This is a genomic window from Corynebacterium atrinae (assembly GCF_030408455.1).
Classification (GTDB): domain Bacteria; phylum Actinomycetota; class Actinomycetes; order Mycobacteriales; family Mycobacteriaceae; genus Corynebacterium; species Corynebacterium atrinae.
Map to the genome: position 1 here is coordinate 543428 of NZ_CP046977.1, position 23514 is coordinate 566941.

Below are 23514 nucleotides of genomic sequence, written 5' to 3' on the forward strand. Positions count from 1 at the left end.
ACCGCGAAAAGAAGGCCCCGCGGACCCCAATGAAGAGGTGCGCGGGGTAACTTCTCGGCCGAATTCTTAGAGCGGGATGTTCCCGTGCTTGCGGGCCGGGCGGGACACGTTCTTGTCCTGGTAGAGGCGGAGATTGCGGGCGATCATGCCGCGAGTCTCGCTGGGGAGGATGACCGCGTCGATGAGGCCGCGCTCCGCTGCCTTGTACGGGTTGAGCATGTGGTCCTCGTACTCGCGCTCGAAGGACTTGGCCAGCTCGACGACATCGAGGCCCTTCTCGGAGGCCTCCTTGAGCTCCTTGCGGTAGATGAAGCCCACGGCACCGGCAGCGCCCATGACGGCGATCTGCGCGGTCGGCCACGCCAGGTTGACGTCAGCGCCGAGGCCCTTGGAGCCCATGACGCAGTACGCTCCGCCGTAGGCCTTGCGGGTGGTGACGGTGATCTTCGGGACAGTGGCCTCGCCGTAGGCGTAGAGCAGCTTCGCACCGCGGCGGAGGATGCCGCCGTACTCCTGGCCGGCGCCGGGCAGGAAGCCCGGGACGTCGACAAGCATGACGATGGGGATGTTGAAGGCGTCGCAGGTGCGGATGAAGCGGGCGGCCTTCTCGGAGGAGTCGATGTCGAGGCAGCCGGCGTAGACGGAGGGCTGGTTCGCGACGAAGCCGACCGACTGGCCCTCGATGCGGCCGAAGGCGATGACGACGTTCTCGGCGCGCTGAGCCTGGATCTCCAGGTACTCGCCGTCGTCGGTGAGGCACTCGATGACCTCGCGGACATCGTAAGGCTGGGTCGGCGAATCCGGGATGATGCCGTCGAGCTTGAGGTCATCGGCGGTGATGTTGTCGCCAACCGCGCCCTGGTCAGCGGTGAAGGGCTCGTAGGGGGCGACCGTGCGGTTGTTGGAAGGCAGGAAGCCCAGCAGGTCGTGGACCCAGTCGAGGGCCTCTTCATCGGTCTGGGCCGTGAAGTGGGAGTTACCGGCGGTGGCCATGTGCGTCGTGGCGCCGCCGAGCTCTTCCTGGGTGATTTCCTCGCCGGTGACGGTCTTGATCACGTCTGGGCCGGTGACGAACATCTTGGAGGTCTTGTCCACCATGACGACGAAGTCGGTGAGGGCGGGGGAGTACGCATTGCCGCCAGCGGAGGCGCCCATGATCACTGAGATCTGCGGGACCACACCCGAGGCGTGGATGTTCTGGTAGAAGGTCCGGGCGATCTGGTCGAGGGAGACCGCGCCGTCCTGGATGCGCGCGCCAGCACCCTCGTAGAGGCCGATGAGCGGGCGGCCGGTGGTGACGGCCAAGTCCATGATCTTGATCATTTTCTCGCCGTACACCTCGCCGAGGGCGCCACCGAAGACGGTGCCGTCCTGGGAGAAGATGCAGACCTCGCGGCCGTCGATGGTGCCCCAGCCGGTGACGATGCCGTCGGTGGTGGGGTGCTTCTTGCCCATACCGAAGTCGGTGGTGCGGTGCTTGGCCAGCATGTCGGTCTCGACGAAGGAGCCCTCGTCGAGGAGGTAATCCAGGCGCTCACGTGCCGTCAGCCGGTTCTGGGCGTGCACCCGCTCCACGGCCTTCTCGCCCATGGGGTAGGTGGCTTCCGCGCGGCGACGCTTCAGGTCGGCGATCTTGCCGGCGGTGGTGGTGACGTCGGTCAGATCGGACAGGTCCGTCAAAGGTGAGGAAATGGTCATGTTTGGGAATAGTAGACCCATTGATGCGTAGTTTCCACAACGAAACCTACGTGATGAGTATCACACTTCATGTTTGTGCAGGTGGCGGCGCTTTTGCGGGCAAAATATCGGCGTGTCGGAAGTGGCTCATGTGACTAGATGGGCCTTCCCGGACCTGTACACTCGCTTCCCGTGACCACCCCTGAGAGCTACTACCGCGACCACCTGCCGTCCTACGCCCGCGTCGACTGGGTCCCCGAGACGGGCTCCACCAACGCCGACCTCCTCGCGGATTCCCTAGCCCCGGCCTGGACCGTGCGCCTGGCCGGGCAGCAAACCGCAGGTCGCGGCCGGATGGGGCGCCCGTGGGTCTCACCCGCCGGCACTCAGGTCATCCTGTCAGTACTCCTGCGCCCCACGGTCGAAGAGATGGACCAGCTGGGCACCATCCCCCTGGCGGCGGGCCTCGCGGTGCTGGACGCCGTGAGAGAGGTCGCAGGAACGGGGGCAGACGTACAGCTCAAATGGCCCAACGACGTGCTGCTGAACGAGAAGAAGATCTGCGGCATCCTCGCCGAGGCCGCCGGGCTGCCGGAAGATCCCCGCATCGTCGTCGGCCTGGGACTTAACGTCTCGCTCACCCGCGAGCAACTCCCCGTGCCGCACGCCACCTCGCTGGCACTGGAAGGCATCGACATTCCCGTCGAGGAGGCCGGCGTCACCGTCCTGACCGCCCTGCATCGCAGGCTGGGACAGTGGGCCACCGGCGGGCGTGGCCTCATGGCGGACTACCGCGCGGTCTGCGCGACCATCGGCAAGCCAGTCCGCGTCGAGGCCGCCACCGGACAACTCCTGGGCACCGTCACCGGCGTGTCCAATGACGGACGGTTGGAGCTCGAAGACGAACAAGGAGCCCGCCACTTTATCTCCGCCGGTGACGTCACTCACCTTCGCCGCACCGACACCAGCTACTAGACTCTCGCCCCATGGGATCCATCCGACCGGGACAAGGAGAGGTAGTGCGCGCCGACCTCACGGCGCCGCTGCGCACGCTCACCTTCCCCACTCTCGAACTCATCCTCATCACCGGGGTGTGTTGGATGGGCATCGGATGGCTCGATCAACCTGGCCAGGCCTTCGGTGTAGATATCCGCAACGGACTCGTGGGGATCTGGGCACTGCTGGTGCTGTGGCGCTTCGTGGTGCCGCTGCTACGCGCGCGCCGCCGCCGCTTCCTGGTCACCGACCGCCGCATCATCGTCCGCGACGGCACCTTCCGCTCCCGGGTCGACTCCATCCCGCTTCACGACGTCCGCGGCGTCCAACGCCGCCGCAACGGCATCACCTTGGCGATCCTCGGCTTCGACCGCCCCCTGTATTTCCCCGATGTCCCGCGCACCAAGAAGGTCGCGTCCCTCATCGAGTCCTCCCTGCCGCCCGTGCCGGTGCGCTACTGGTAGACGGCTATAGTAAAGCCCGTGATTGACGCTGCAGGAAACCCCCACGCCCACGTCCCGGGCATGCCCACCGTCACCGTAATCGGCGATGGCCAGCTCGCCCGGATGATGCAGACCGAAGCCATCGAACTCGGTCAATCCATCCGGCTCCTCGCAGCCTCCCCCGACGCATCGGCAGCCCAAGTGGCCGCGGATGTGGTCTACGGCGATTACACCGACCTTGCTGATCTCCGCCGGGCGGTCGTGGGCGCCGACGCCGTCACCTTCGACCACGAGCACGTGCCCACCGAGCACCTGCGCGCACTCATCGCCGAGGGCATCAACGTCCAACCCGGCCCCGACGCCTTGGTCAACGCCCAGGACAAGCTGGTCATGCGCAAACGCCTCCGCGAGATCGGCGCCCCCGTCCCGCCCTTCGCGGCGATCGAATCAGTCGAGGATGCGGAAGCGTTTTTCGACGCCGTCGACGGCGCCGTCTGCCTCAAAGCTCGCCGCGGCGGCTACGACGGCCACGGCGTCTGGTTCCCCGCCGACCGCGCGCAGCTGCGCACTCTCGTTGCCGAACTACTCGCGGCAGACACCCCACTCATGGCAGAAAAGAAGGTCGCCTTGGTGCGCGAGCTTTCGGCCATGGTGGCACGCACCCCATCCGGGCGCGTCGAGGCCTGGCCCGTCGTGGAGTCAGTCCAGACCAACGGAATCTGCACCGAGGCGGTCTCACCCGCGCCGGGCTTGTCCCCGGAGCTGGGTCAGCGAGCCCGCGACCTGGCCGTGCACGTCGCCGAAGAACTCGGGGTGACCGGCGTCCTTGCCGTCGAGCTCTTCGAATTCGCCGACGCCAACGGCCAACCAGACATCGCCGTCAACGAGCTGGCCATGCGCCCGCACAACACCGGCCACTGGACCCAAGACGGCTGCGTGACCAGCCAATTCGAGCAACACCTGCGGGCCGTCCTGGATTACCCACTCGGCTCCACCGAGCCCACCGCCCCCGTCACTGTCATGGCTAACGTCCTCGGTGGTGAGGCCGACCCGGAGATGCCCATGGCTCAGCGCATGGCGCAGGTTTGGCAGCGCTTCCCCCACGTCAAGATCCACCTCTACGGCAAGACCTGGCGCGCCGGGCGGAAGATTGGCCACGTTAACGTCTCCGGCGAGAACGTTGAACTCGTCCGCCGGGAAGCGAACCTCGCGGCCGACTTCCTCGTCCATGGCCGCTGGGCCGACGGTTTCATCGCTGCTTAGCAGCTCTGCCTAGGTTCGCCTCTGGCACAATGACACCCATGAATCCCCAAGTTGGCATCATCATGGGCTCGGACTCGGACTGGCCCACCGTCGCCCCCGCCGCCGAGGCCCTCGCCGAGTTCGGCGTGCCCTTTGAAGTGGGTGTCGTCTCAGCTCACCGCACCCCGGAGAAGATGCTCGCCTACGCCAAGGCGGCACACGAGCGTGGCCTCAAGGCCATCATCGCCTGCGCCGGTGGCGCCGCCCACCTGCCGGGGATGGTCGCCGCAGCCACGCCGCTGCCCGTCATCGGTGTACCCCGTGCGCTGCAGGATCTCGACGGCATGGATTCGCTGTTGTCCATCGTCCAGATGCCAGCGGGCGTGCCCGTCGCCACCGTCTCCATTGGCGGGGCGAAAAACGCTGGTCTGCTGGCCGTGCGCATCCTCGGCGCAGGCGACCCGGCCCTGGTGGAGAAGATGGCCGCCTACCAGGCGGCCATGGCTCAAGAAGTCGAGCGCAAGGACGAAAACCTGCGACGAAAGCTGCTTGGAAGCTAGGTTTTAGCGGCGATCGTCTGAGCTTGCACGCAGTGCCTGGCTAATCTGCGAGTAGTAGGCTCCATGGCTATTCACCAGATCACTGACATCATGGTCGATGATGGACGCAATGTTTGTTTGAAATCCTGAGTGCCCCACGGAGACTTTGTTGCCTTGAGCAGTGCGGTACAGCCACGCGAGAATCGAGTCGTTCTTCGAATGGTAGTTGTGAATTGTTCCCGATACAGATCTGCCCAGACCGGCCCATTCCTTTGACGCTCGCTGGCTGACAGCAGAACCAAGCAAATGGACATCTAAGATCCGGGGCACATCTGACTTCGTTGACAGCGCGGTTGCCGTCTTGATCATCACACGACCACCGAGGCTGTGGCCGATGAGCACCCAGTCCTTTCGATCGGTCTTGATGATGAGCTCCGCCAGCGCCTGCCCGGCTCGCTCCGCCTTGTTAACTGCGAGGTGCCAAGGGTTGTTGACGACGTCCAGGGCACCCAACAAGCCGCCGGCCGGTCCTAGGTTTCTCGCGGCCTTCTTGCTTGCCCGCTTTACGACCTTTTTCGCCCCGGCAATCGCGAGGCCCTTTGCCGCACCGTTGCTCAGAAAAACTCCGAGATCGCTCAGTTCCTTGGCGCCCCAGCTAAGAAGGTAAATTGTGGGGTTATCGTAGCTTAACTTGGCGAATCGCTCCTCGTTCAACCAACTGGTGTCGTTTTCAGTGAAGAAGCCGCGGGCGATGACGACGGCAGGGCCTGTGCCTTGATGGATCTTTTTGATTTTAAATGACTTATCGGTATCGAGGTATCCCCTGAGATAAAGGGTTCCCCAGGCGCCGCCGATGACTGTACCTGTCATGGTGATCACGGCGGTTCCACCTGCCATACCGAATCCGCCCGCTGCGAGCGCGCCGCCGCCGAGCGTCGCTAGACCTGCATTTGTAGCTGCCGCACCAGTCAAACCCAGAAACTTCACTCCGATGAAGCCACCGATTGCAGGTGCGGCCCCGGCCGCCGCTATGGTCGCTACACCGGCGGCTCCGATCCCAGCCGTTGCATAGAGAGTATTGCGCGCCATGTTCTTTCGCGTGTAGTTCATCGCTTCGCGGAAATCCGCTAGATCCGCGAGAGGTGCTGCCGCGTTTTCGAACGATGGGAGCTCGTGCCGGTGTTCGGAGCAGTAGGGGACCACATTGCGGACCTTGCGTTTGTAGACCGCGAGCGCGTGGCACCCAGGTACTGTGCAGGTGATGGTGGCTGATCCACAACCGCCACACAGGTAGATGGTCGTGCCTGGGCCGCGTCTTTCGACCTTCTGGTGCACGGTGAAGTACAAGCAGGATGAGCACCAAGCCTGCCTGGAATCACTTGTGAGCCTATCGGACAGTTTGGCGAGTTGGGAGCATTCCTTGAACAATGCCTCGGCTCCCTTGGCCTGTGCCTTTTGCTCGTCCTCATTCAAGGATTCGTCGTGACTGTCGAGGTAGGCGCCGAGGGCGAGCAGAAAGCTGGATTTCATCGCCGGGTTGCCAGTGAGGATCGCATCACCTTCAATTATCGGCTCTGCCTGGTTTGGTCGCATATCGATGGAGATGTAGCGGCCTTTCGGGGAGCGTAGCTCGCAAATAACGCGACCGTCGGATAGTTCATCGATGGTAATTGCATCGGTTTTCATAGAATGGACGCTACTGCCAAGGGCCGACGGATGAGGTCCGAATGCTTGGATCATTTCGAAAGGTTGTTCATGAAGCATCCCGGTTGGGGGCTCCAAAGAGCAACAGCACCCTCTCGGCACCAAACTCGGCGCAGATGGATTGTGACCAACTTCGAGCGATTCGAGGGCGTTGACTGTGACGTTTTGCTTCCATGTGCACCAAAGCACGTACCAGTGAAGTGTTGACGACTTGTCCGGCGAGTGGAACAGGTTCGAAGTCTCTGGCCAGCACAATTCCGGGCTGGACGTCATGGCCAGGTCTGAAAAGCAGGGATCGGTCAAGTTCTAGGTGGTGGGGAGGCTCCTGCCCGGGAGGGATAGACGGCGAGGATTTCTTCTCATGTGGAGGCGGACAATCGCTCGTTGCCCTAGTTCGAATACCCAAGACGGTCATGTCTGGGGTCGGGGATACGATCAGGCTGTGAAACTTGAAAACGTAACCGCCAACAGGGATGTCACGGCCGAGGATGTTGAGTGGATTCGCCTACAGCGCCGCTCTGCTGCCACGGAACCGGAATACATCGCAGTCCGTGCACGCCTCTTCCAGCTAGCGGCTGATCTGGAGCAACGTCCTGCCCCATCCAGCCCGTGGATTCTCGCTCTATTCGGTGTGCTCATCATCGGGGCTGGATGTGCGCTTGGTTATGGTATTTACCTTATAGCCGACTCGATGTGGGCATGGCTGAACTCATGAAAAAGAACAATGCTGGGTTCGGCACGCTTGTTCTTTTCGCCTTAGTGGTCATGGCCGTGCTGTGGGTTGTTGGTGTTGCGCTGTGGCTTCTGTCTATCGCCGTTCCGATCGCGGGACTGATTTTCGGTTGTATGATCTTCTCCCAAGCCAATGACGCACGTCGCCAGGTCCGCACTCATGAAGCAGTTGACTCCGAACTCGAAGCCCTGAGACGTGACGCCTCATTGGAACTGGCGGAGACCATAGCGAGGTTCGACACCCTGGTTGTGACCAAGGGAATCGGCACTGAACTTTACGGGCATGACGATCAGGCCGCCGAAATCTACCGGCAGTTGCTTGCTACGCACGAGTCGCTGCAGTTGGCAGCCACCCCGACACAGAAGATTGAGTCCGTCCTGCAGTCGGATACGGCCCGTAGGGACGCAGAACGCTACCTCTAGGATTTAGCGGATATCCTGATCGGTTGGCCTGTAACAATCACGGGTCCTCCATTCGGCTGACAGCCTCAGGTTAAGGATGCCGTCATCGCGCGGTCGAGTCGGCCGAAGTTGTAATATGCGGCGCAGGCACCCTCGGGGGAGACCATGCACGTGCCAATCGGTGTGTCGGGGGTGCAGGCGGTGCCGAAGACCTTGCACTGCCAGGGCTTGATCTGTCCGGTGAGGACGGACCCGCACTCGCAGGCGGCGGGGTCGTCGACGCGGGAGCCGGGGACGTCGAAAAGCATCTCGGCATCCCAGGCGGCGTAGTCCGCAGAGACGCCCAGGCCGGAGTCCGGCAGCCAGCCGAGGCCGCGCCACTCGAAGGTGTCGCGGAGCGTGAACACCTCGCTGAGGAGTTCCCGGGCGGCGGGGTTGCCGCCGGGGCGCACCACGCGGGCGTATTGGTTTTCCACCCTGGCTTCACCGGCCAGGAATTGGTCGATGAGCATCTCCACGGCCTGGAGAATGTCCAGCGGCTCGAAGCCGGCGACGGCGACGGGCAAGTGATGCTCGGCGGGGAGAAACTCGAAGGCCTGGGTGCCCACGATGGTGGCCACGTGGCCGGGGCCGATGAATCCATCGACCGCGGTCTTGCCGCCATTGGCGATGGCGCGCAGCGGGGGCTCGATGGTGACATGGTTGGAAAAGACAGAGAAATTGTCTGCGCCACGGTCCCGCGCGTTGCGCAGGGTGATGGCGGTGGACGGGGCGGTCGTTTCAAAGCCGACGGCGAAGAACACCACCTGCTTGTCGGGGTTGTCCTCGGCGAGTTTCAAGGCGTCGAGCGGGGAGTACACGAAGCGGATGTCAGCGCTGCGGGCTCTAGCCTGCAGGAGCGAGCCATCGGAACCCGGCACGCGCATCATGTCACCGAAGGTGGTGAGGATGACCTCGGGCTGTTCGGCGAGCCACAGTGCGTCGTCGACGCGGCCCATGGGGATGACGCAGACGGGACAGCCGGGGCCATGCACGAGATCGATCGAACTGGGCAGGAGGTTCTCCAAGCCGTAGCGATAAATGCTGTGGGTGTGGCCGCCACAGATCTCCATGATCTTCACCGGGCGGTCGAGGCGGGCGGCTTTGTCGGTGATGCGCATGATGAGGGCGCGGGCGTCGGCTGGGTCCCGGAATTCATCAACGAATTTCATGGGGCTACTCGATCCTCGTCGTGGTGAACGAATCAACTTCGTCCTCGAAGGTATTGGCTCCCAGCTGCTTGATCTGCTGCAGGGTGGTGCGCGCCTCTTCCTCATCGATCTTGCTCAAGGCGAATCCGACGTGGACGAGCACCCACTCACCGATCTCGAGGCCCTCGGCGACCAGTAGGTCGGTGGAAATTACCCGGGTCACCCCGTCGATGCTGACGGTGGCGCGGGTGGAATCCTTGATGTCCACCACCTGCGCGGGTACTCCTAGGCACATATTGACAGCTCCTCGGTCGGGTGACGGGAAAAGGTCTTAATCCGATGCTACTCGCCGGACTAGCATGATCTTCATGGATCCCAAGAACCGACTCAACGAGGACGTGGACAAAGTCAACGCCACCATTTCCCGGGTCCGGCGCCGCCCGGGGCGGCTGAAGGACGATCACGTCACCCTCTCCCACGGGGCCGGGGGGAAAGCGTCGGCGGCACTGGTGGAGCAGGTTTTCTATGAAGCTTTTGGCAATGACCTGTTGGGCCAAGCCGGGGACTCCGCAGTCTTCGATCTCGTGGGCCCAGCTCGCCTGGCCTTTTCCACCGACTCCTATGTGGTCAATCCCATTGAGTTCCCGGGCGGCTCCATCGGGGAGCTGGCGGTTAACGGCACGGTTAATGATCTGGCGGTGGCCGGTGCGGTGCCGAAGTACCTCTCCGCGGCGTTCATCCTCGAAGAGGGGCTAGAGATCTCCGTGCTGCGCCGGGTGGTCGCCGCGATGGCAGCTGCCGCCGAGAAGGCGGGAGTAGTCATCGCCGCCGGTGACACCAAGGTTGTCCCGCGCGGCGCCTGCGATCGGATCTACATCACCACCGCCGGGGTAGGCGAGATCCCCGACTCCCGTGACTTGGGATTCCACCGGGTTGAGCCGGGTGATCGGATTCTCCTCTCCGGTCCCATCGCCGATCACGGCATGTCCGTCATGATGGCCCGCGGCGACCTTGCCATCGACGCCCCCATCGAGTCCGACACCCGCGAAGTCGCTTCCCTCACCGCCGCGCTGCTGGACGCGGCCCAGGGGACGAAGTGGATGCGTGACGCCACGCGCGGTGGCCTAGCCACCGTAATGAATGAGCTGGCCGAGCAGACGGGCCTTGCCGTGTTGCTCGAGGATACCGCCCTGCCCGTGCGCTCGATGACCCGCGCGGCCTGCGACATCCTGGGCATCGATCCGCTCTACGTGGCCAACGAGGGCACTTTCGCCGCCGTGGTCGCCGCTGAGGAAGCGGAAGCCGCCTTAGCCGCATTGCAGGCAGCGGGCGCCCCGGAGGCGTGCCTGGTGGGACGGGTCGCGGCGGAACCGGAAGCCTCCGTCGTGCTCCTCACCGCCTTCGGCGGCACTCGGATGGTGGACAAGCTCGTCGGCGACCCACTGCCGCGAATCTGTTAGCCCCACCGCTAGGCGCCCGGCGAGGGCCTGCCCGAGGCTCAGCCCGCCGTCGTTGGCAGGCACCTTCTCGTGCAGGAGGAGCCGGTGACCGGTGCCTTCGATGACGGCCTGCAGATCCGCGACGAGGATCCGGTTGAGGGCGCAGCCCCCGGTGAGACCGATGACCTCGGTGCCGGCGTCGTCGGCGGCGCGGAGCAGCTCGCCGCCGACGAGGCGGGCGAGACCCGCATGGAAGAGGCGGGCGCGGTCGGCTGGGGTGAGCGAGGCGTCGAGAAGCGCAGCCATGAGGGCGGGGATGCTGTCCGGGATGCGGTCCGGATAAGCGCCAGTCGACGCCAGGCCTTCCAGCGACATCGCCGCCTGGGCCTCGAAGGTGATCGCGCCTGGGACGACGCCGAGGAAGGCCGCGGCGGCGTCGAAAAGCCGACCAGTAGAGCTGGTGGACACGGTGCCGATGCCGCTGGACAGCTGGGAGCGCACCAGCTCCACCTCGGCCGCAGGTGCTCCCGGTGGGGACCAGTCCAGGCCATAAGCCGCCGCCACTCCCAGGGCGCTGCGCCACGGATGCGTGACGGCGCGGTCGCCGCCGACCAGTGGGAAGTCGGGTAGGTGCCAGGTGCGGGCCGCCTGGTCGAGCGTGGGGGAGAGGGTGAGGAGCTCGCCACCCCAGATGGTGCCGTCCAGACCGAAGCCGGTGCCGTCCAGGGTGGCCACCACGGCGGGGCCCTGGAAGATGCCGTGTTCGGCCAGCAAGGAGAGCGCGTGTGCGTGATGGTGCTGGACCTCGACCAGGTCGAGGCCGTGACGTTCGGCGAAACGTGCCGCCCAGGAGCTCGTGGAATAGCCAGGATGCAGGTCGCAGACGACCAGTTCAGGCGCGCCGCGGCGCATGCTCAGCAGTTGCTCGACGGCCCGCTCGAAGGCCTCCTGGGTGGCCAGCGAACCCATGTCGCCGATATGGGCGGAAACGTGCGCGTAGTCCTCATGGGCCAGCGTGAAGGTGTTCTTCAGCTCGCCGCCGACGGCGAGCACACTCGGGCCGGGTGGCAAGGGGATGGGTACGGGGGCGTATCCGCGGGAGCGGCGCGCCGGGGTGCTGCCGATAAACACCGAGTCCTCCACGGGAACGTGAATCTCTCGGTCGTGCAGGACGAAGAGATCGGCGATACCGCCCAGTTTCTCCAGCGCTTGGTCGTTGCTAAAGCACAACGGCTCCCCGGCGACGTTTCCCGAGGTGGCGGCCACTGGCCGATCAACCAGGAGGTGGTGCAGCGGGGAGTACGGCAGCATGATCCCGACGTCACTCAGGCCCGGTGCCACCTCCTCCGGCAACACGCCGCGGGAGGGCGCGATGACGATTGGCCGGGCGGGGGAGAGCAATAGTTCTTCCTCCTCCTGGGAGAACACCGCCAGGGTGCGGGCCGACTCGAGCGTCGGGGCCATGATGGCCAACGGTTTTCCGGGCCGATTCTTCCGCTCCCGAAGGGTGCGCAGTGCTGAGGGGGACTGGGCGTCGCACAGCAGATGAAAGCCGCCGATACCGCGCACGGCGATGATCTGCCCGGCATCGAGGGCCATCCGCACAGCGTGAAATACGTCCTCCGACTCAGGGGAAGTCCACAAGCGAGGACCGCAATCGGGGCAGGAGATCGGCTGGGCGTGAAAACGCCGGTCACGTGGGTCTTCGTACTCGGCCTGGCAGGCGGGGCACATGGGAAAATCCCGCATCGTGGTCAAGGGGCGGTCATACGGCAGCCCCTGGATGATCGATAACCGGGGCCCGCAATTGGTGCAGGTGGTGAAGGGGTAGCGGTAGCGCCGATTAGCCGGGTCGGACATATCCGCCAGGCAATCCGCGCAGGTCGCCACATCCGGCGGGAGCAAGGTGCGCGCGCCGGGCACGTGCTCAGAGGGCACAATCCGAAAGCCAGCTTCCTCCCGCGGGTCTTGCTTGTCGACGTCCGCCCGCACCACAGTGGCCAACGCCGGCAACGTCTCCAGCAGCTCGGCGTAGAACGCCTCGACGTCGGACAGCGTGCCCTGGACCTCGATGAACACTTCCCGGTCGTTATTGCCGCAGAAGCCGGTGACCGGGAACTTCTGCGCAACCTGCGCCACGTGGGGGCGAAAACCCACTCCCTGCACCACCCCGAAGAGGCGATAGCGGCGACGGGTGAGCTCCATGACATCGAGGGTAGCCTCAAGGGTGTGCATGAAGTCGCGTTGAGTACCCAGCTCGCGGGAGTGGTTTCGCGGGCGGCGGGAGACCGTCGGGTGCTTTCCGTGCACCTCCAGATCGGTCAGCTGCGCCAGGTGGTCCCGGACACTCTGCGCTACGCCTGGTCCATGGTGACCCGGGGAACCCTGCTTGCAGAAGCTTCCCTCAGCATTGATTCTCTCCCCGTCCGCCTTACCTGCCCCGCCGGGCACTGTTCGGAGGTGGACGGCGAGTTGGATTTGCACTGCCCTCGGTGCGGGGAAATCGCGGCTATCGTCGGAGGGGAAGAATTCACCGTCGTCGACATCGAGGTGGAGTCACTCAGCGTCGACTGACTCATCCAGGAGGCCCACTATGGGACGTTTCCACCGCCACGAAGACGGCACCGTGCACAGCCACGATCACGGACATGAGCATCATGAGCACGGCGATCACTCGGGCTACGCCACCGGCCGCGAGCGCATCGAAGTGCTCGAGGACATCTTCTCTGAAAATGACCGCCTCGCCGATGCCAACCGGCGTGCCTTCGACGACCACGGTGTCACGTGCGTCAACCTCATGAGCTCCCCGGGAGCTGGCAAGACGACCTTGTTGGAGCGCACCCTCGCCGCCGCTCAAGGCAAGGTGCGGGTGGGGGTAGTCGAGGGCGACATCGAGACATCCTTGGATGCTGACCGGCTGAACAACTATGGGGCGCAGATTTCCTTGCTCAACACCGGGCAAGGCTTCGGTGGTGAATGCCATCTCGACGCCCCGATGGTGGCGAAGGCTCTGCAGGGGCTCGACCTCGCACAGTTGGATCTGGTGCTCATCGAAAACGTGGGCAACCTCGTGTGTCCGGCCGAATTCCAGGTCGGCGAGCACCGCAAGGCAATGATCGCCTCCGTCACCGAGGGTGAAGATAAGCCGTCGAAGTACCCAGTGATGTTCCGCTCCGTCGAAGTCGTGGTGATCAACAAAATCGACCTGCTCCCGTACCTGAATTTCGACCTCGACCTGTTCAAAGCAAACCTGGACAAGGTCAATCCCGGGGTCCAGGTCATTGAGATGTCCGCCACCACGGGCGAGGGGCTTTCCGAATGGCTGGAGTGGTTATCACCAGAATTGGGTTAGACATCCCACAATCGCCTGTGGCTGGCGCGGTGGAGAACTAAGCTAGAAGGAAGCAATGAGCTCACAAGCTGGTCTTCCTTCGTGCATTTTCCTTCACCCTAGGGTGAGGGGCAAAGGGCCCGGCTGGTGATAACAACCGAGAAGGGCCCCACGATGAATCTCGTTGATAGCTGGCAGGGGGAGACCCTCCGCGACAATCTGGAACGCCGCGGAGTGAGTCGCCGCGATTTTATGAAGATGTGCGCGGGCTTGGCCGCCATATTTGCCACCGGTGCCCCCGCGATGGGCTCAGGCAAGGCCTATGCGGCGGAAGCTCAAGACATCGCGGACGCGCTGGGAGCCGTGAAAAAACCCAACGTGGCGTGGTTGCAGTTGCAGGAATGCACTGGATGCATGGAGTCGGTCCTGCGCTCCGGTTCCTCTACTGTTGAAGATCTCGTACTCAATCAACTCTCGATGAATTACAACGAGCTGGTCATGGCGGCTTCTGGGGCTGCGGCCGAACAGGCTCTCCACGAACTCAACCAGGAGCCCCACATCCTCGTGGTCAATGGCTCGGTGGCACTGGCCGAGGACGGGGTCTACTGCATGATCGGCGGCAAGACCTCCCTCCAGGTGCTCGAGGAGGCCGCAGAAAATGCCACGGCCATCCTCGCCGTCGGGGCATGCGCCGTCTACGGATCGGTCCAAGCCGCCCGCCCCAACCCGACGCACGCGGTGGGAGTGGACGAGATCATCAAGGACAAGCCCGTCATCAACGTCTCCGGCTGCCCGCCCATCGGCGAAGTTATCACCGCCACCATCACGTACCTGCTCACCCACGGCCGCCCGCCGAAGGTCGATGCCCAGGGTCGCCCGCTATTCGCCTACGACCAGCGCATCCATGATTCCTGTCCCAAGCGCGCCCACTTTGACGCCGGGCAGTTCGTCCGCACCTTCGATGATGAAGCCGCCCGCAACGGCTGGTGCCTCTACGAAGTCGGCTGTAAAGGCCCCTCGACGTTTAGCCCCTGTCCGATCGTGCAGTGGAACCTTAAATCCGGTTGGCCCATCGGTGCCGGCCACCCCTGCATCGGCTGCACGGAGAAGGACTTCTTCGACACGTTCACTCCCTTCTACTCCACGCTGCCGCACATCACCGGGTTCGGTGTGGAGGCAACGGCAGAAAAGGTTGGATGGGGATTGGTCGGCGCGGCGGCGGCCGGCGCCGCCATCCACGGTGGCGTGACCCTGGTGCGTCAGGTGGGTATGCGCCGAGAAAATGGCGAGGTGGAAACGCTCGCTGCTTTCGGTGACCCCGACGCACCGTCGCAAAGCACTATTTCCCCTTCCGACCAGCCGAAGAACAGTTAAGGACCTCCCATGGCTACCGAAAGAGTTGTTGTTGATCCGCTGACTCGCATTGAAGGGCACCTGCGCGTCGAGTTGGAAGTCGACGGGAAGCAAATCAAGGAGGCCTGGTCGGAGACGACCCAGTACCGCGGCATCGAGACGATTGTGGAGGGCCGCGACCCGCGTGATGTGTGGGCCTTCGTCGGCCGCATCTGTGGTGTGTGCACCGGCACCCACTCGGTCGCTTCCGTCGTGGCGGTGGAGGACGCGATCGGCTCCCACATCCCTAAGCAGGCGCAGCTCATCCGCGACCTCGTCTTGGCCTCTCACGAGACCCATGATCACGTGGTGCACTTCTATCACCTGCATGCCCTCGACTGGGTGAACGTGGTCTCGGCGGCGGAGGCAGACCCGCAGAAGGCGGTGGACTTCGCTAAGTCGATTGGGTCGACGTGGCGGGGAAACTCCCTCGAGAAATTCCAAAAGGTGAAGGAGACGCTGCAGGGGGTGCTGAAATCGGGTCAGCTGTCTATCTTCACCGGCGGGTACTGGGAGCACCCGGATTACCGGCTTCCCCCGGAGGCCAACCTCATGGCCGTGTCCCACTACCTCGATGCGCTGCAGTTCCAGCGCTCGATCATTCGCATCTCAACGGTATTCGGCGGCAAGAACCCGCACCCGAATTTCCTCGTCGGCGGCATGGCGTGTTCCATCGACCCCGATCGCTCCGAGACGGTCAACCAAGTCCACCTTGACCAGATCAAGAACTGGGTAGCCGAGATCGAGGAGTTTGTCCACGGTTGCTACCTTCCGGATGCCCTGGCGATCATGGGGGTGTACAAGGACTACTTCGACATCGGAGCGGCCTCGGACACGTTCATGGCCGTCGGTATGGCGGGCGCGATCGTGCGCGGCGACCAGCTTTCCCGCAGCCTGTCCTATGCCCATCCGAGCGTCACCCCGGGCATCATCCTTGATGGTGATTACACGAAGGTGCACCCGCTGGACCCGGCCAAGATCCGCGAGTACGTCTCCTCCGCCTGGTTTAGTTACGAAGACGGCAACGAGGTGGGCCTCGCCCCGGCAGAAGGGGAGACTACGCCCGCCTACACCGGTCCAAAGCCGCCCTACGAGTGGTTGGCGGACCGCGAGGAGTACACCTGGTCCAAGGCCCCGCGTTACGACGGCCGCCCCGTCCAGGTCGGTCCGAACGCCCGGGTGCTGCTGGCGTACCTGCAGGGAGAGAAACAGACCGTCGAGTTGGTTGATCAGGCGATGGCCTCCCTCGGCATCACCATCGACAAGTTCAATTCCACCGGCGGCCGTACTCTGGCCCGCGCCGTCGAGGCGGTCACCACCGCCGACGATCTGGCCCACAACCTCCTGCCGGAGTTCATCAAGGGCCTCCAATCCGGAGACATCGATGTATTCGACTCCACCAAGTGGGAACCAAAGTCCTGGCCGAAGGAATCCAGCGGCTTCGCCATGATGGAAGTGGCCCGCGGCTGCCTCGGCCACTGGGTGAGCATCAAGGACGAAAAGGTCGAACGCTATCAAGCTGTCGTCCCCACCACCTGGCTGGCCGGCGGACGTGACCCGGAAGGTCAGCGAGGGCCCTACGAGGAGGCATTGGCCGGTAACGGGAAGCACCCGCTGGTGGACCCGGAGCAGCCATTGGAAGTCCTGCGCACCATCCACTCCTTCGACCCGTGCATGTCCTGCGCGGTCCATCTCCTCGATCCGTCGGGAGAGGAATTGTTCCAGGTGATGACACAATGACCGACACCTCCGCCCGTCCCATGACCAAGCGGGACATCTCCGTCGTCGCCTCCTACCCGGTCGCGGACGTGGGAGCAGAAAGCCTGGTGACTTTGGCGGCCGCCGCCCCCGCGGGCTCAACCGACCCGGTGGACCTGGCGCTGGCGGCCTCCGTGCGCACGGGGCCGGCTCCCGTCGCCGAGGAATTCGAGCCAGCCACGGTGCAACAGCGCTACTCTTTGGCCCGGGTGGGCGATAAGGCGATCATCCGCGGCGATATGGGGGCGGTCCTCCAAGCCACTACCGCCACCCGGGAGCAACGTGCTTTGGTGGTCCGCAATGCCAATGCCATGAAGAAGCTGGGCCGTCGCTGCTTGGGCGTGGGCGTGGCTGAGATCGATGCTGATGGCATGGCGGGAGAGTTCCAGCTCGCGGGGTTTGTCGCGCTGGCACCGGGACACCACGAGAGGGTCTCCGCCCCGAGCCGAGGTGGATACGCGCGGGTAGAAATGTGGCCGTTGGCGCTGCGCATCCAGCACTGGGTCAATCTCATCCTCATCGTCGCCTTGAGTATGACCGGCTACTACATCATGCGGCCCTTCTTCGGGCCCGCCGCCTCGGAGGACACTGGCTACCTCATGGGGCTGATCCGTTTCATTCACTTCGCCGCCGGATTCGGGTGGATCGTGCTGGCGCTGTGGCGCCTGGGCTTGACTATTTTTGCCAAGGAACGGCAGATGCGGTGGCGATCACTATGGCCAATCCACAGCAAACAAAACGCTAAAGATATGTGGGGAACCACGCAGTACTACCTCTTCCTCAAGAAGGAGGGGCCGCTCTACGTGGGCCACAACTCCCTGCAGCAATTCACCTACTCCGGCATCTACGTGCTCTGTATCATCCAGATCATCACCGGCTTGGCGCTGTTCGGACTGGCGAACCAAACCACCTGGTTCTTCGTCATGCTGTCCTATCCCGTGCACTGGCTCGGGATCCCGGTGGTGCGCCTCATCCACACGATGATCATGTTCATCATCTGGGCCTTCGTTGTCCTCCACGTCTACTTGGCCTTCCGCTCCGACGCTCTCGAAGGGCACGGCAGCGTGTCCTCCATGATCAACGGCGGGCTGTGGCTGCCGCGGGGCACCAAGCCAGTCGACGCCCCGGAAGTGCAATGAGCGCCCGGATCACCTGCCTCGGCGTGGGGAACCCCATCATGGGTGATGATGCGACGGGACTGGAACTCCTGCGGATCGTCGAAAAGCAGGGACCTCGCGGCGTGACCTACACCGACGGCGGGACCTCCGGCATGGAAATCCTCCCCGACATCCTCGACGCCGACTACCTGCTGCTTCTCGACGCCCTCGCCGGGCCCGGCACCAGCGGAGACGTGGTCACACTCGAAGGGGATCAGATCCCCCGGTTGTTGCAATCCAAGCTCTCTCCCCATCAAGTGGGGCTGTTGGACCTACTCTCGGCGGCACGGCTGTTGGACCAGGAACCGGCAGCGGTCGCCGTGGTGGGAGTGGTGGCGCAGGACGTACAGCTACACGTCGGCATCACTGACACGGTCGCTGAGGCGCTCCCGGCGGCCGCCGACTCCGCGGTGGCACTGCTTAATCGTTGGTGCCAACGTCAACCCAGCTGATGGTGAACTCGCGTCCCTGGCGTAAATCCGCCGTGGGGGTCTCACACACCGGGCACACGAGGGCGAAAAACTCGTCGATGACCTGCTCGTTCTGGCAGGTGGGGCACCACACGGTGGCCGGGATAGCCTCGATCTCCAGGCTGGCAGCGTGGCACCGAGTGCCCACGATAGCAACCGGCCAGGCAGCTTCGAGGGCATCGACCATCACCCCGGACCGCGCCCCCACCCGCAGCCCCACGGAACTAACGGGCTTATCCCCGGCCACCTCTTCGACCGCCCCAACTACGCCCGCGAGCAGACTAAGTTCATGCATAATCGCAGCATAACGCGAAAGGAGGAGACCCATGGCACGACAGAAGCTCCAACTTGATCAGATCATTGACCCCCTGCAGGCCACCATCCTCCGCCGCCCGGATGGCACGGCGAGTTTCGACCTCAGCGGTGTGCCCCGCGTCGACGCCCTCCTCGTCGGCCGACCCCTGGCCGAGGTCCCCGGCCTCATCACCCGCCTCTGCGGCCTCTGCCCGGTCACCCATCACCTCGCCGGTATCCGCGCACTCGATGGCCTCCTCGACCTTCGGCCATCTCCGACGGCGCAGGCCGTGCGGCGCCTCCTCCACCACGGCTCCGTTATCGCGGTCATGGGCGTACGCTTCTTCGCGGAAGACCGATCGTTGGCTATCAAGCTGAAGCAGGTCGGCGGCGCGGTCATGGCCGCCGCGGGCGCGCCGGGCCACTTTCCTGATGTCGCCGTCCCCGGCGGGGTGCGCACCGTCGCCCAGATCGAGGGCCTATCGTCCCTGCTTATCGACGTCCGCTCGCGCCTACTCTCCCTCATCGACACCCTCCCCACCACCTGGTCAGACACGTTTGCTGGTCTCGATGTGGTCGTCGTCGACGAGGCGGGAGCGCCGGATCCTCTCGGCTCCTGGCTGCACGCCGGTTCGACGATGATCCCGGTGTCTGCGCTTCCCGAGGTCCTCGTGGAGACCAACCCCACCGACATCGCCCCGCGCCCCCGCCTGCTCTTGGGCGGCGAGCCGCAGCCCTACCGCGTCGGCCCCGTCGCCCGCTTCCCCGGGGTGGCACCCCGTCGAGCGCAGGCGTTGGCGGTCCAAGAATCCATCGACGCCGTCCTGGACCTGCTGTCGCTTCCGGAACTGGTGGAAGGAGAGGTCGGCGGACCTTCGGCATCCTTGGAAGGAGTGACTGGAGTTGGCGTCGGCGTGGTCGACGGCCCTCGGGGACTACTCGTCCACGAATACCGCGCCGACGGCACCGGCCGGTTGGCTGCCAGCCGCATCATCACCCCGACCGCCCAGAACGAGGGCTGGATGTCCGACATGCTCACCACCGCACTTGCTACCGGCCAAGGGATGATCGCCGTGGAAGATGCCATCCGCGCCGCCGACCCCTGCCTGCCCTGCACCGCCGCCCCACCCGGAGCAATGAACCTCAGCATTAAGGAGGCCTGATCGCATGTGTCTCGGCATACCCGCCCGCGTCCTCGACACCGGCGACCCCACGAGCCCGCTACCCATGGGCTCCATTGACATGGTCGGGGAATTGCGCCCCTGCTGCTTCGCCTACCTCCCCGAGGCGGAGGTGGGCGACTGGGTGCTCATCCAAAACGGCTTCGCCATGTCGCTCATCGACGAAGCCGCCGCCCGCGAATCCCTTGCCACCATCGGAGAGTTCGACCTCATCGATGACCCCCGAGGCAGCGCTGGAGCTCCGCCCACCGGTTCGCCGTGATATCACGATGAAGAAAGGGCCCCTTTCAGCCTTTCTCCTAGAGCGTGACGTCCCAGCTGACTGGCTTATCAAACAGGCCACCCTCGTAGATGACCTTGTACAACCCTGAGGTGTTGTCTCCCTCGAAGCAGATGGTGCCGTTGGTGTTGCCGCCCGGGTTTAGCTCTGCGGACTCTAGATCTTTAGTGTCGAGCCCCGTAAAGGTCGTGCTCGCGACGACACCATTAGGCTTCTCGAGTTCGAAGTCGAACTGGCTGAATCGTTTGGCGCGGTCGCTGTTATTGGTTAGGTCCACGTCGGCGCAGACGTAGCTGCTGAAGTAGTCGGAAGCGAAGTGAGCGTTGCTGATGATCACCTGCATGCCGCCGAGTTCGGTGGCGTCACCCATCTGAAGTGTCGCGGGAACCGCCGCTGCCTGCACTGCTTGCTTCGCTTCGGTCTGCTCGGAGTTGGCCCGCTGGGTGGCTCCCGCCGGCCCCGCGGTGGTGGTGGTTGTGTCTTCGGAGTCGCCACCACTCGTAGCGGCGAAAAGGACCAGAAGCGCGCCGATGCCTGCGACCCACGGCCACTTCTTCTTTTTCTTCGGCTTTTCGACTGAGAATGCCTGGTACTGAGGGTGGTTCGGGACCTGGTCCTGGTGGAAGGGCTGGGGATTAGTCACAGTGGACTCCTTGCTTGAAAGGTCACCGTTGTTGGTGACAATTCAGAAGCTATCCACCACTTCAGACATGAGGCTTGAACCTTTAAACCATGTGTTCGATGTTGGAGATAAATAGCTACGGTGTAATTATGTCCATCGTGACCTCGACGAACCTTCCCACCTGTCGATGATCTGAAATCCTGAGCCAAGAGCAATCGATCCTGCGGGGAAGGGTGGGGCGCCCGGAGGACAAGAACACCGGTGCCAACGTGAGGATGATTCTGTCGAGCGCACCGGCATCGAAGAATTGACCGGCTAGATCTCCGCCGCCCATGACCCAGATGGTGTCTGCGTTTTCCCGGATGAGGGGAAGATGATCAGCTACCGCACCGTTGAGCAGCCGGATTGTGCCGGACTCGGGGAGAGGAAGCTCGCGGGAGCTGAACACCCAGATTGGTCGGCCACCGTGTTGGATGACGATCTCGTCCGGGGTGCCGAGTTCCCGCAGGAGCCATTCGTAGGTCGTGATCATCGGCAAGGAAGCCGTTGAGGGTGGTTGCGGCGTTGTAGATGATCGGCATTGGGTCCAGACTAGCGTCGCCACACCCACCAGGTCAGGCCTACGAGAACGGCGGCCAACAGCCCGGGCCAAATCGCAGGTTCCGGGGAGAAGAGATTCGCTACCGCCTGCGCTAACGCGAGGAAGGCGAAGAAGCCCAGGAAACCGAGCAGGGTCTCGTGCTGGAGCTTTCGGCGCTGCCCCCGCCCAGAGTCGCTGGGTTCGGTCGGGTTCACTCGATCACGCCTTGACGCCGCCGGCGGTGAGGCCGGATACGATGCGGCGCTGGAAGATGAGCACCATGATGATGAGCGGGATGGTGACCAGGGCTCCGGCGGCCATGATGGAGGCGTAGGGGTACTCGAAGGCGCTGGGGCCGGAGAACCGGGCGATGGCGACGGTGACGGGTTCGGTGGCAGTGGTGGAGAGCTGGCGGGCGAGCATGAACTCGTTCCATGTGGCAATGAACGCCAGGATGGCAGTGGTGAACAGCGCGGGGGCGGCGAGGGGGAGGAGGACGAGGCGGAAGGCTTGGCCGCGGGAGGCGCCGTCGACACGCGCGGCTTCCTCCAGTTCCCAGGGCAGCTGCCGGAAGAAGGAGACGAGGGTGTAGATGGTGAGGGGGAGGGCGAAGGAAATGTTGGGGATGATCATCGCCCGGTACTCGCCGATCCAGCCGAGGTTGCCGAAGAGTTGGAACAGGGGCGTGACCAGGGCGATTCCGGGAAACATGGAGGCGGCGAGGATGATGCCGGTGACGATGCCCTTGCCGGGGAAGTTCAGGCGGGCGAGCGCGTAGGCGGTGAAGACGCCGACGGCGACGGCGAGCGCGGTCGTCGTTAAGGAAATGAACAGCGAGTTGCCGATGGCGCCGAGGAAGTCGTTGCCCTTGTCGGTAGAGAGGGCGTCGCGGAAGTTATCCAGCGTGACGTGGGTGGGCCACGGGGTGGTATCGAAGGTGTACGCCTTATCGCGGAGGGCGACGACGACCATCCAGTAGAACGGGGCCAGACCCCAGAACATGATGAACAGGACCCCGAGGTAGTGGCCGATCATCGATCGGGTTGCCTTGGTCATGCCGCCACCTCTTCCTTCTGTTCCTTCTGCTGCTTAGCCTTGGTGCGTCCCACCCCGGGGACTTTTCTCTTTTTCATTCCTCGCTGGCCGGAGACGTCGGCGCCGAGGAAGCGGATCATGATGAAGGCCACGGCGAAGATGAGCAGGAAGATCAACGTGGACAACGCGGAGGCGGAGTTGAAGTTGTTCTGCCGCATGTCTTCCACGACGAGCTGGGAGATCGTCGCGGTGGGGGAGTTGGAGGAGGCGGAAATCATGATGACGGGCAGGTCGTACATGCGCAGCGCGTCGAGGGTGCGGAACAGCACCGCGACCATGAGGGCCGGTCGCACCAGGGGCATGGTGATCCGGACGAACTGCTGCCAGCGGGTGGCGCCGTCGACGCGGGCGGCCTCGTAGACGTCCTTGGGGATCATCTGCAGGCCGGCGAGGATGAGCAGAGCCATGAAGGGCGAGGTCTTCCAGACATCGGCAATGATGACGGCGGCGCGGGCTGCCCAGGGGTCTGTCGTCCAACTGATGTCCGTGTTGAATATCGAGTTGATGATGCCGCGATCAGCGAAGATGAACTGCCACAGCTTCGCGGTGACGGCGGTCGGGATTGCCCAGGGGATGAGGACGGCGGCGCGGACGAGGCCGCGGCCCTTGTAGCTGCCATTCATGATCAATGCCATGATCATGCCCAGGATCGTCTCTAAAAGCACGGTGACCACGGTGAAGAACAACGTGATGCGCACCGCCGGCCAGAAGTCGGTGGCCAACACACCCGGAGGGCAGGTGGAGATCACCCCGGTGGGGGACATACACCGATTGGTGATCCAGTAGAGGTAGTGGTCGAAGCCCGCGAATCCGCCTTCGACGAACACACCCGACGTGGGGTCGAGGTGCTTGTCAGCTTGAAACGAGAGGTAAATGGCCCGAAAAATCGGGTAGCCAATGACGGTGGCCAGCACGATGAGTGCTGGGGCAATCAACCAGGCCGCTGATCTGGCCTGGCGGGCTCGCGTCTGCACGGCGAGGCTCCTTCCA

At 63.9% G+C, this 23514-nt stretch carries 24 protein-coding genes and 1 pseudogene; 14 read left to right on the forward strand and 11 right to left on the reverse strand.

Features of this window, described 5'->3' with window-relative positions; genetic code table 11:
• Nucleotides 1-66 precede the first annotated feature (66 nt).
• Nucleotides 67-1698, reverse strand: a complete 1632-nt coding sequence (locus CATRI_RS02755) for an acyl-CoA carboxylase subunit beta (protein WP_047252452.1) — start codon at nt 1696-1698, stop codon at nt 67-69.
• 171 nt (nt 1699-1869) lie between these two features.
• On the opposite strand from CATRI_RS02755, the gene CATRI_RS02760 reads away from it, so the two are divergent.
• The 4 genes from CATRI_RS02760 to purE are packed head-to-tail and all read left to right on the forward strand — an operon-like array spanning nt 1870 to nt 4918.
• The gene (locus CATRI_RS02760; protein ID WP_290219487.1) at nt 1870-2652 is read left to right on the forward strand and encodes a biotin--[acetyl-CoA-carboxylase] ligase; all 783 of its coding nucleotides are present in this window, start codon (nt 1870-1872) and stop codon (nt 2650-2652) included.
• Between the two features lie 11 nt (nt 2653-2663).
• Nucleotides 2664-3137 (forward strand): PH domain-containing protein, encoded by a 474-nt coding sequence (locus tag CATRI_RS02765; protein ID WP_290219489.1) that lies wholly within the window; start codon nt 2664-2666, stop codon nt 3135-3137.
• An 18-nt stretch (nt 3138-3155) separates the two neighbouring features.
• Complete coding sequence (locus tag CATRI_RS02770) at nt 3156-4379, forward strand: 5-(carboxyamino)imidazole ribonucleotide synthase (RefSeq protein ID WP_290219491.1); 1224 nt, start codon at nt 3156-3158, stop codon at nt 4377-4379.
• Nucleotides 4380-4417: 38 nt separating this feature from the next.
• Nucleotides 4418-4918, forward strand: a complete 501-nt coding sequence (gene purE, locus CATRI_RS02775) for a 5-(carboxyamino)imidazole ribonucleotide mutase (protein WP_290219493.1) — start codon at nt 4418-4420, stop codon at nt 4916-4918.
• A gap of 3 nt (nt 4919-4921) precedes the next feature.
• On the opposite strand, the gene CATRI_RS02780 is transcribed toward purE, so the two are convergent.
• Complete coding sequence (locus tag CATRI_RS02780) at nt 4922-6583, reverse strand: DUF726 domain-containing protein (RefSeq protein ID WP_290219495.1); 1662 nt, start codon at nt 6581-6583, stop codon at nt 4922-4924.
• 717 nt (nt 6584-7300) lie between these two features.
• On the opposite strand from CATRI_RS02780, the gene CATRI_RS02785 reads away from it, so the two are divergent.
• Entirely contained in the window at nt 7301-7756 is a 456-nt protein-coding gene (locus CATRI_RS02785) for a hypothetical protein (RefSeq protein ID WP_290219496.1), read from the forward strand.
• Between the two features lie 65 nt (nt 7757-7821).
• On the opposite strand, the gene hypD is transcribed toward CATRI_RS02785, so the two are convergent.
• Nucleotides 7822-8946 carry a hydrogenase formation protein HypD gene (gene hypD / locus CATRI_RS02790; RefSeq protein ID WP_290219508.1) on the reverse strand — a complete coding sequence of 375 codons (1125 nt, stop codon included), beginning with the start codon at nt 8944-8946 and terminating at the stop codon, nt 7822-7824.
• 4 nt (nt 8947-8950) lie between these two features.
• Nucleotides 8951-9220 carry a HypC/HybG/HupF family hydrogenase formation chaperone gene (locus tag CATRI_RS02795; RefSeq protein ID WP_290219511.1) on the reverse strand — a complete coding sequence of 90 codons (270 nt, stop codon included), beginning with the start codon at nt 9218-9220 and terminating at the stop codon, nt 8951-8953.
• A gap of 73 nt (nt 9221-9293) precedes the next feature.
• On the opposite strand from CATRI_RS02795, the gene hypE reads away from it, so the two are divergent.
• Nucleotides 9294-10385 carry a hydrogenase expression/formation protein HypE gene (gene hypE / locus CATRI_RS02800; protein ID WP_290219513.1) on the forward strand — a complete coding sequence of 364 codons (1092 nt, stop codon included), beginning with the start codon at nt 9294-9296 and terminating at the stop codon, nt 10383-10385.
• On the opposite strand, the pseudogene hypF reads toward hypE, so the two are convergent.
• A pseudogene (gene hypF / locus CATRI_RS02805) lies at nt 10380-12569 on the reverse strand (carbamoyltransferase HypF); the annotation flags it as partial. The gene hypE and the pseudogene hypF sit on opposite strands and share 6 nt — an antisense overlap.
• Nucleotides 12570-12593: 24 nt before the next feature.
• Between hypF and CATRI_RS02810 the strand changes: the two are divergent.
• The 6 genes from CATRI_RS02810 (at nt 12594) to CATRI_RS02835 (ending at nt 18454) form a co-directional block, all read left to right on the forward strand.
• Nucleotides 12594-12938 (forward strand): hydrogenase maturation nickel metallochaperone HypA/HybF, encoded by a 345-nt coding sequence (locus tag CATRI_RS02810; RefSeq protein ID WP_290219515.1) that lies wholly within the window; start codon nt 12594-12596, stop codon nt 12936-12938.
• 19 nt (nt 12939-12957) lie between these two features.
• On the forward strand, nt 12958-13716 hold the full coding sequence (gene hypB, locus CATRI_RS02815; protein WP_290219517.1) for a hydrogenase nickel incorporation protein HypB: 759 nt from the start codon (nt 12958-12960) through the stop codon (nt 13714-13716).
• A 153-nt stretch (nt 13717-13869) separates the two neighbouring features.
• The gene (locus CATRI_RS02820; RefSeq protein WP_290219519.1) at nt 13870-15069 is read left to right on the forward strand and encodes a hydrogenase small subunit; all 1200 of its coding nucleotides are present in this window, start codon (nt 13870-13872) and stop codon (nt 15067-15069) included.
• Nucleotides 15070-15078: 9 nt separating this feature from the next.
• Complete coding sequence (locus CATRI_RS02825) at nt 15079-16827, forward strand: nickel-dependent hydrogenase large subunit (RefSeq protein ID WP_290219521.1); 1749 nt, start codon at nt 15079-15081, stop codon at nt 16825-16827.
• Complete coding sequence (cybH, locus tag CATRI_RS02830) at nt 16824-17984, forward strand: Ni/Fe-hydrogenase, b-type cytochrome subunit (protein WP_290219523.1); 1161 nt, start codon at nt 16824-16826, stop codon at nt 17982-17984. The genes CATRI_RS02825 and cybH overlap by 4 nt, the downstream gene beginning before the upstream one ends.
• Nucleotides 17981-18454, forward strand: a complete 474-nt coding sequence (locus CATRI_RS02835) for a hydrogenase maturation protease (protein WP_290219526.1) — start codon at nt 17981-17983, stop codon at nt 18452-18454. Before cybH ends, CATRI_RS02835 begins: the two co-directional genes overlap by 4 nt.
• On the opposite strand, the gene CATRI_RS02840 is transcribed toward CATRI_RS02835, so the two are convergent.
• Nucleotides 18423-18767 (reverse strand): hydrogenase maturation nickel metallochaperone HypA/HybF, encoded by a 345-nt coding sequence (locus CATRI_RS02840; RefSeq protein ID WP_290219527.1) that lies wholly within the window; start codon nt 18765-18767, stop codon nt 18423-18425. The two genes, CATRI_RS02835 and CATRI_RS02840, sit on opposite strands and share 32 nt — an antisense overlap.
• A gap of 31 nt (nt 18768-18798) precedes the next feature.
• On the opposite strand from CATRI_RS02840, the gene CATRI_RS02845 reads away from it, so the two are divergent.
• Nucleotides 18799-19929, forward strand: a complete 1131-nt coding sequence (locus CATRI_RS02845) for a nickel-dependent hydrogenase large subunit (protein ID WP_290219530.1) — start codon at nt 18799-18801, stop codon at nt 19927-19929.
• Nucleotides 19930-19933: 4 nt separating this feature from the next.
• On the forward strand, nt 19934-20209 hold the full coding sequence (locus tag CATRI_RS02850; protein WP_290219532.1) for a HypC/HybG/HupF family hydrogenase formation chaperone: 276 nt from the start codon (nt 19934-19936) through the stop codon (nt 20207-20209).
• A 37-nt stretch (nt 20210-20246) separates the two neighbouring features.
• On the opposite strand, the gene CATRI_RS02855 is transcribed toward CATRI_RS02850, so the two are convergent.
• The 5 genes from CATRI_RS02855 to CATRI_RS02875 all read right to left on the reverse strand — a co-directional run bounded on the left by CATRI_RS02855 (nt 20247) and on the right by CATRI_RS02875 (nt 23498).
• Complete coding sequence (locus CATRI_RS02855; RefSeq protein WP_290219535.1) at nt 20247-20870, reverse strand: DUF4352 domain-containing protein; 624 nt, start codon at nt 20868-20870, stop codon at nt 20247-20249.
• Nucleotides 20871-20985: 115 nt separating this feature from the next.
• Nucleotides 20986-21381, reverse strand: a complete 396-nt coding sequence (locus CATRI_RS02860) for a dihydrofolate reductase family protein (protein ID WP_353959732.1) — start codon at nt 21379-21381, stop codon at nt 20986-20988.
• Nucleotides 21382-21440: 59 nt separating this feature from the next.
• Nucleotides 21441-21644, reverse strand: a complete 204-nt coding sequence (locus CATRI_RS02865) for a hypothetical protein (protein ID WP_290219537.1) — start codon at nt 21642-21644, stop codon at nt 21441-21443.
• A gap of 4 nt (nt 21645-21648) precedes the next feature.
• On the reverse strand, nt 21649-22485 hold the full coding sequence (locus CATRI_RS02870) for a carbohydrate ABC transporter permease (protein ID WP_290219539.1): 837 nt from the start codon (nt 22483-22485) through the stop codon (nt 21649-21651).
• Nucleotides 22482-23498, reverse strand: coding sequence for a carbohydrate ABC transporter permease (locus CATRI_RS02875; protein WP_290219541.1), 1017 nt, complete (start codon nt 23496-23498; stop codon nt 22482-22484). The genes CATRI_RS02870 and CATRI_RS02875 overlap by 4 nt, the downstream gene beginning before the upstream one ends.
• Nucleotides 23499-23514: the final 16 nt, after the last annotated feature.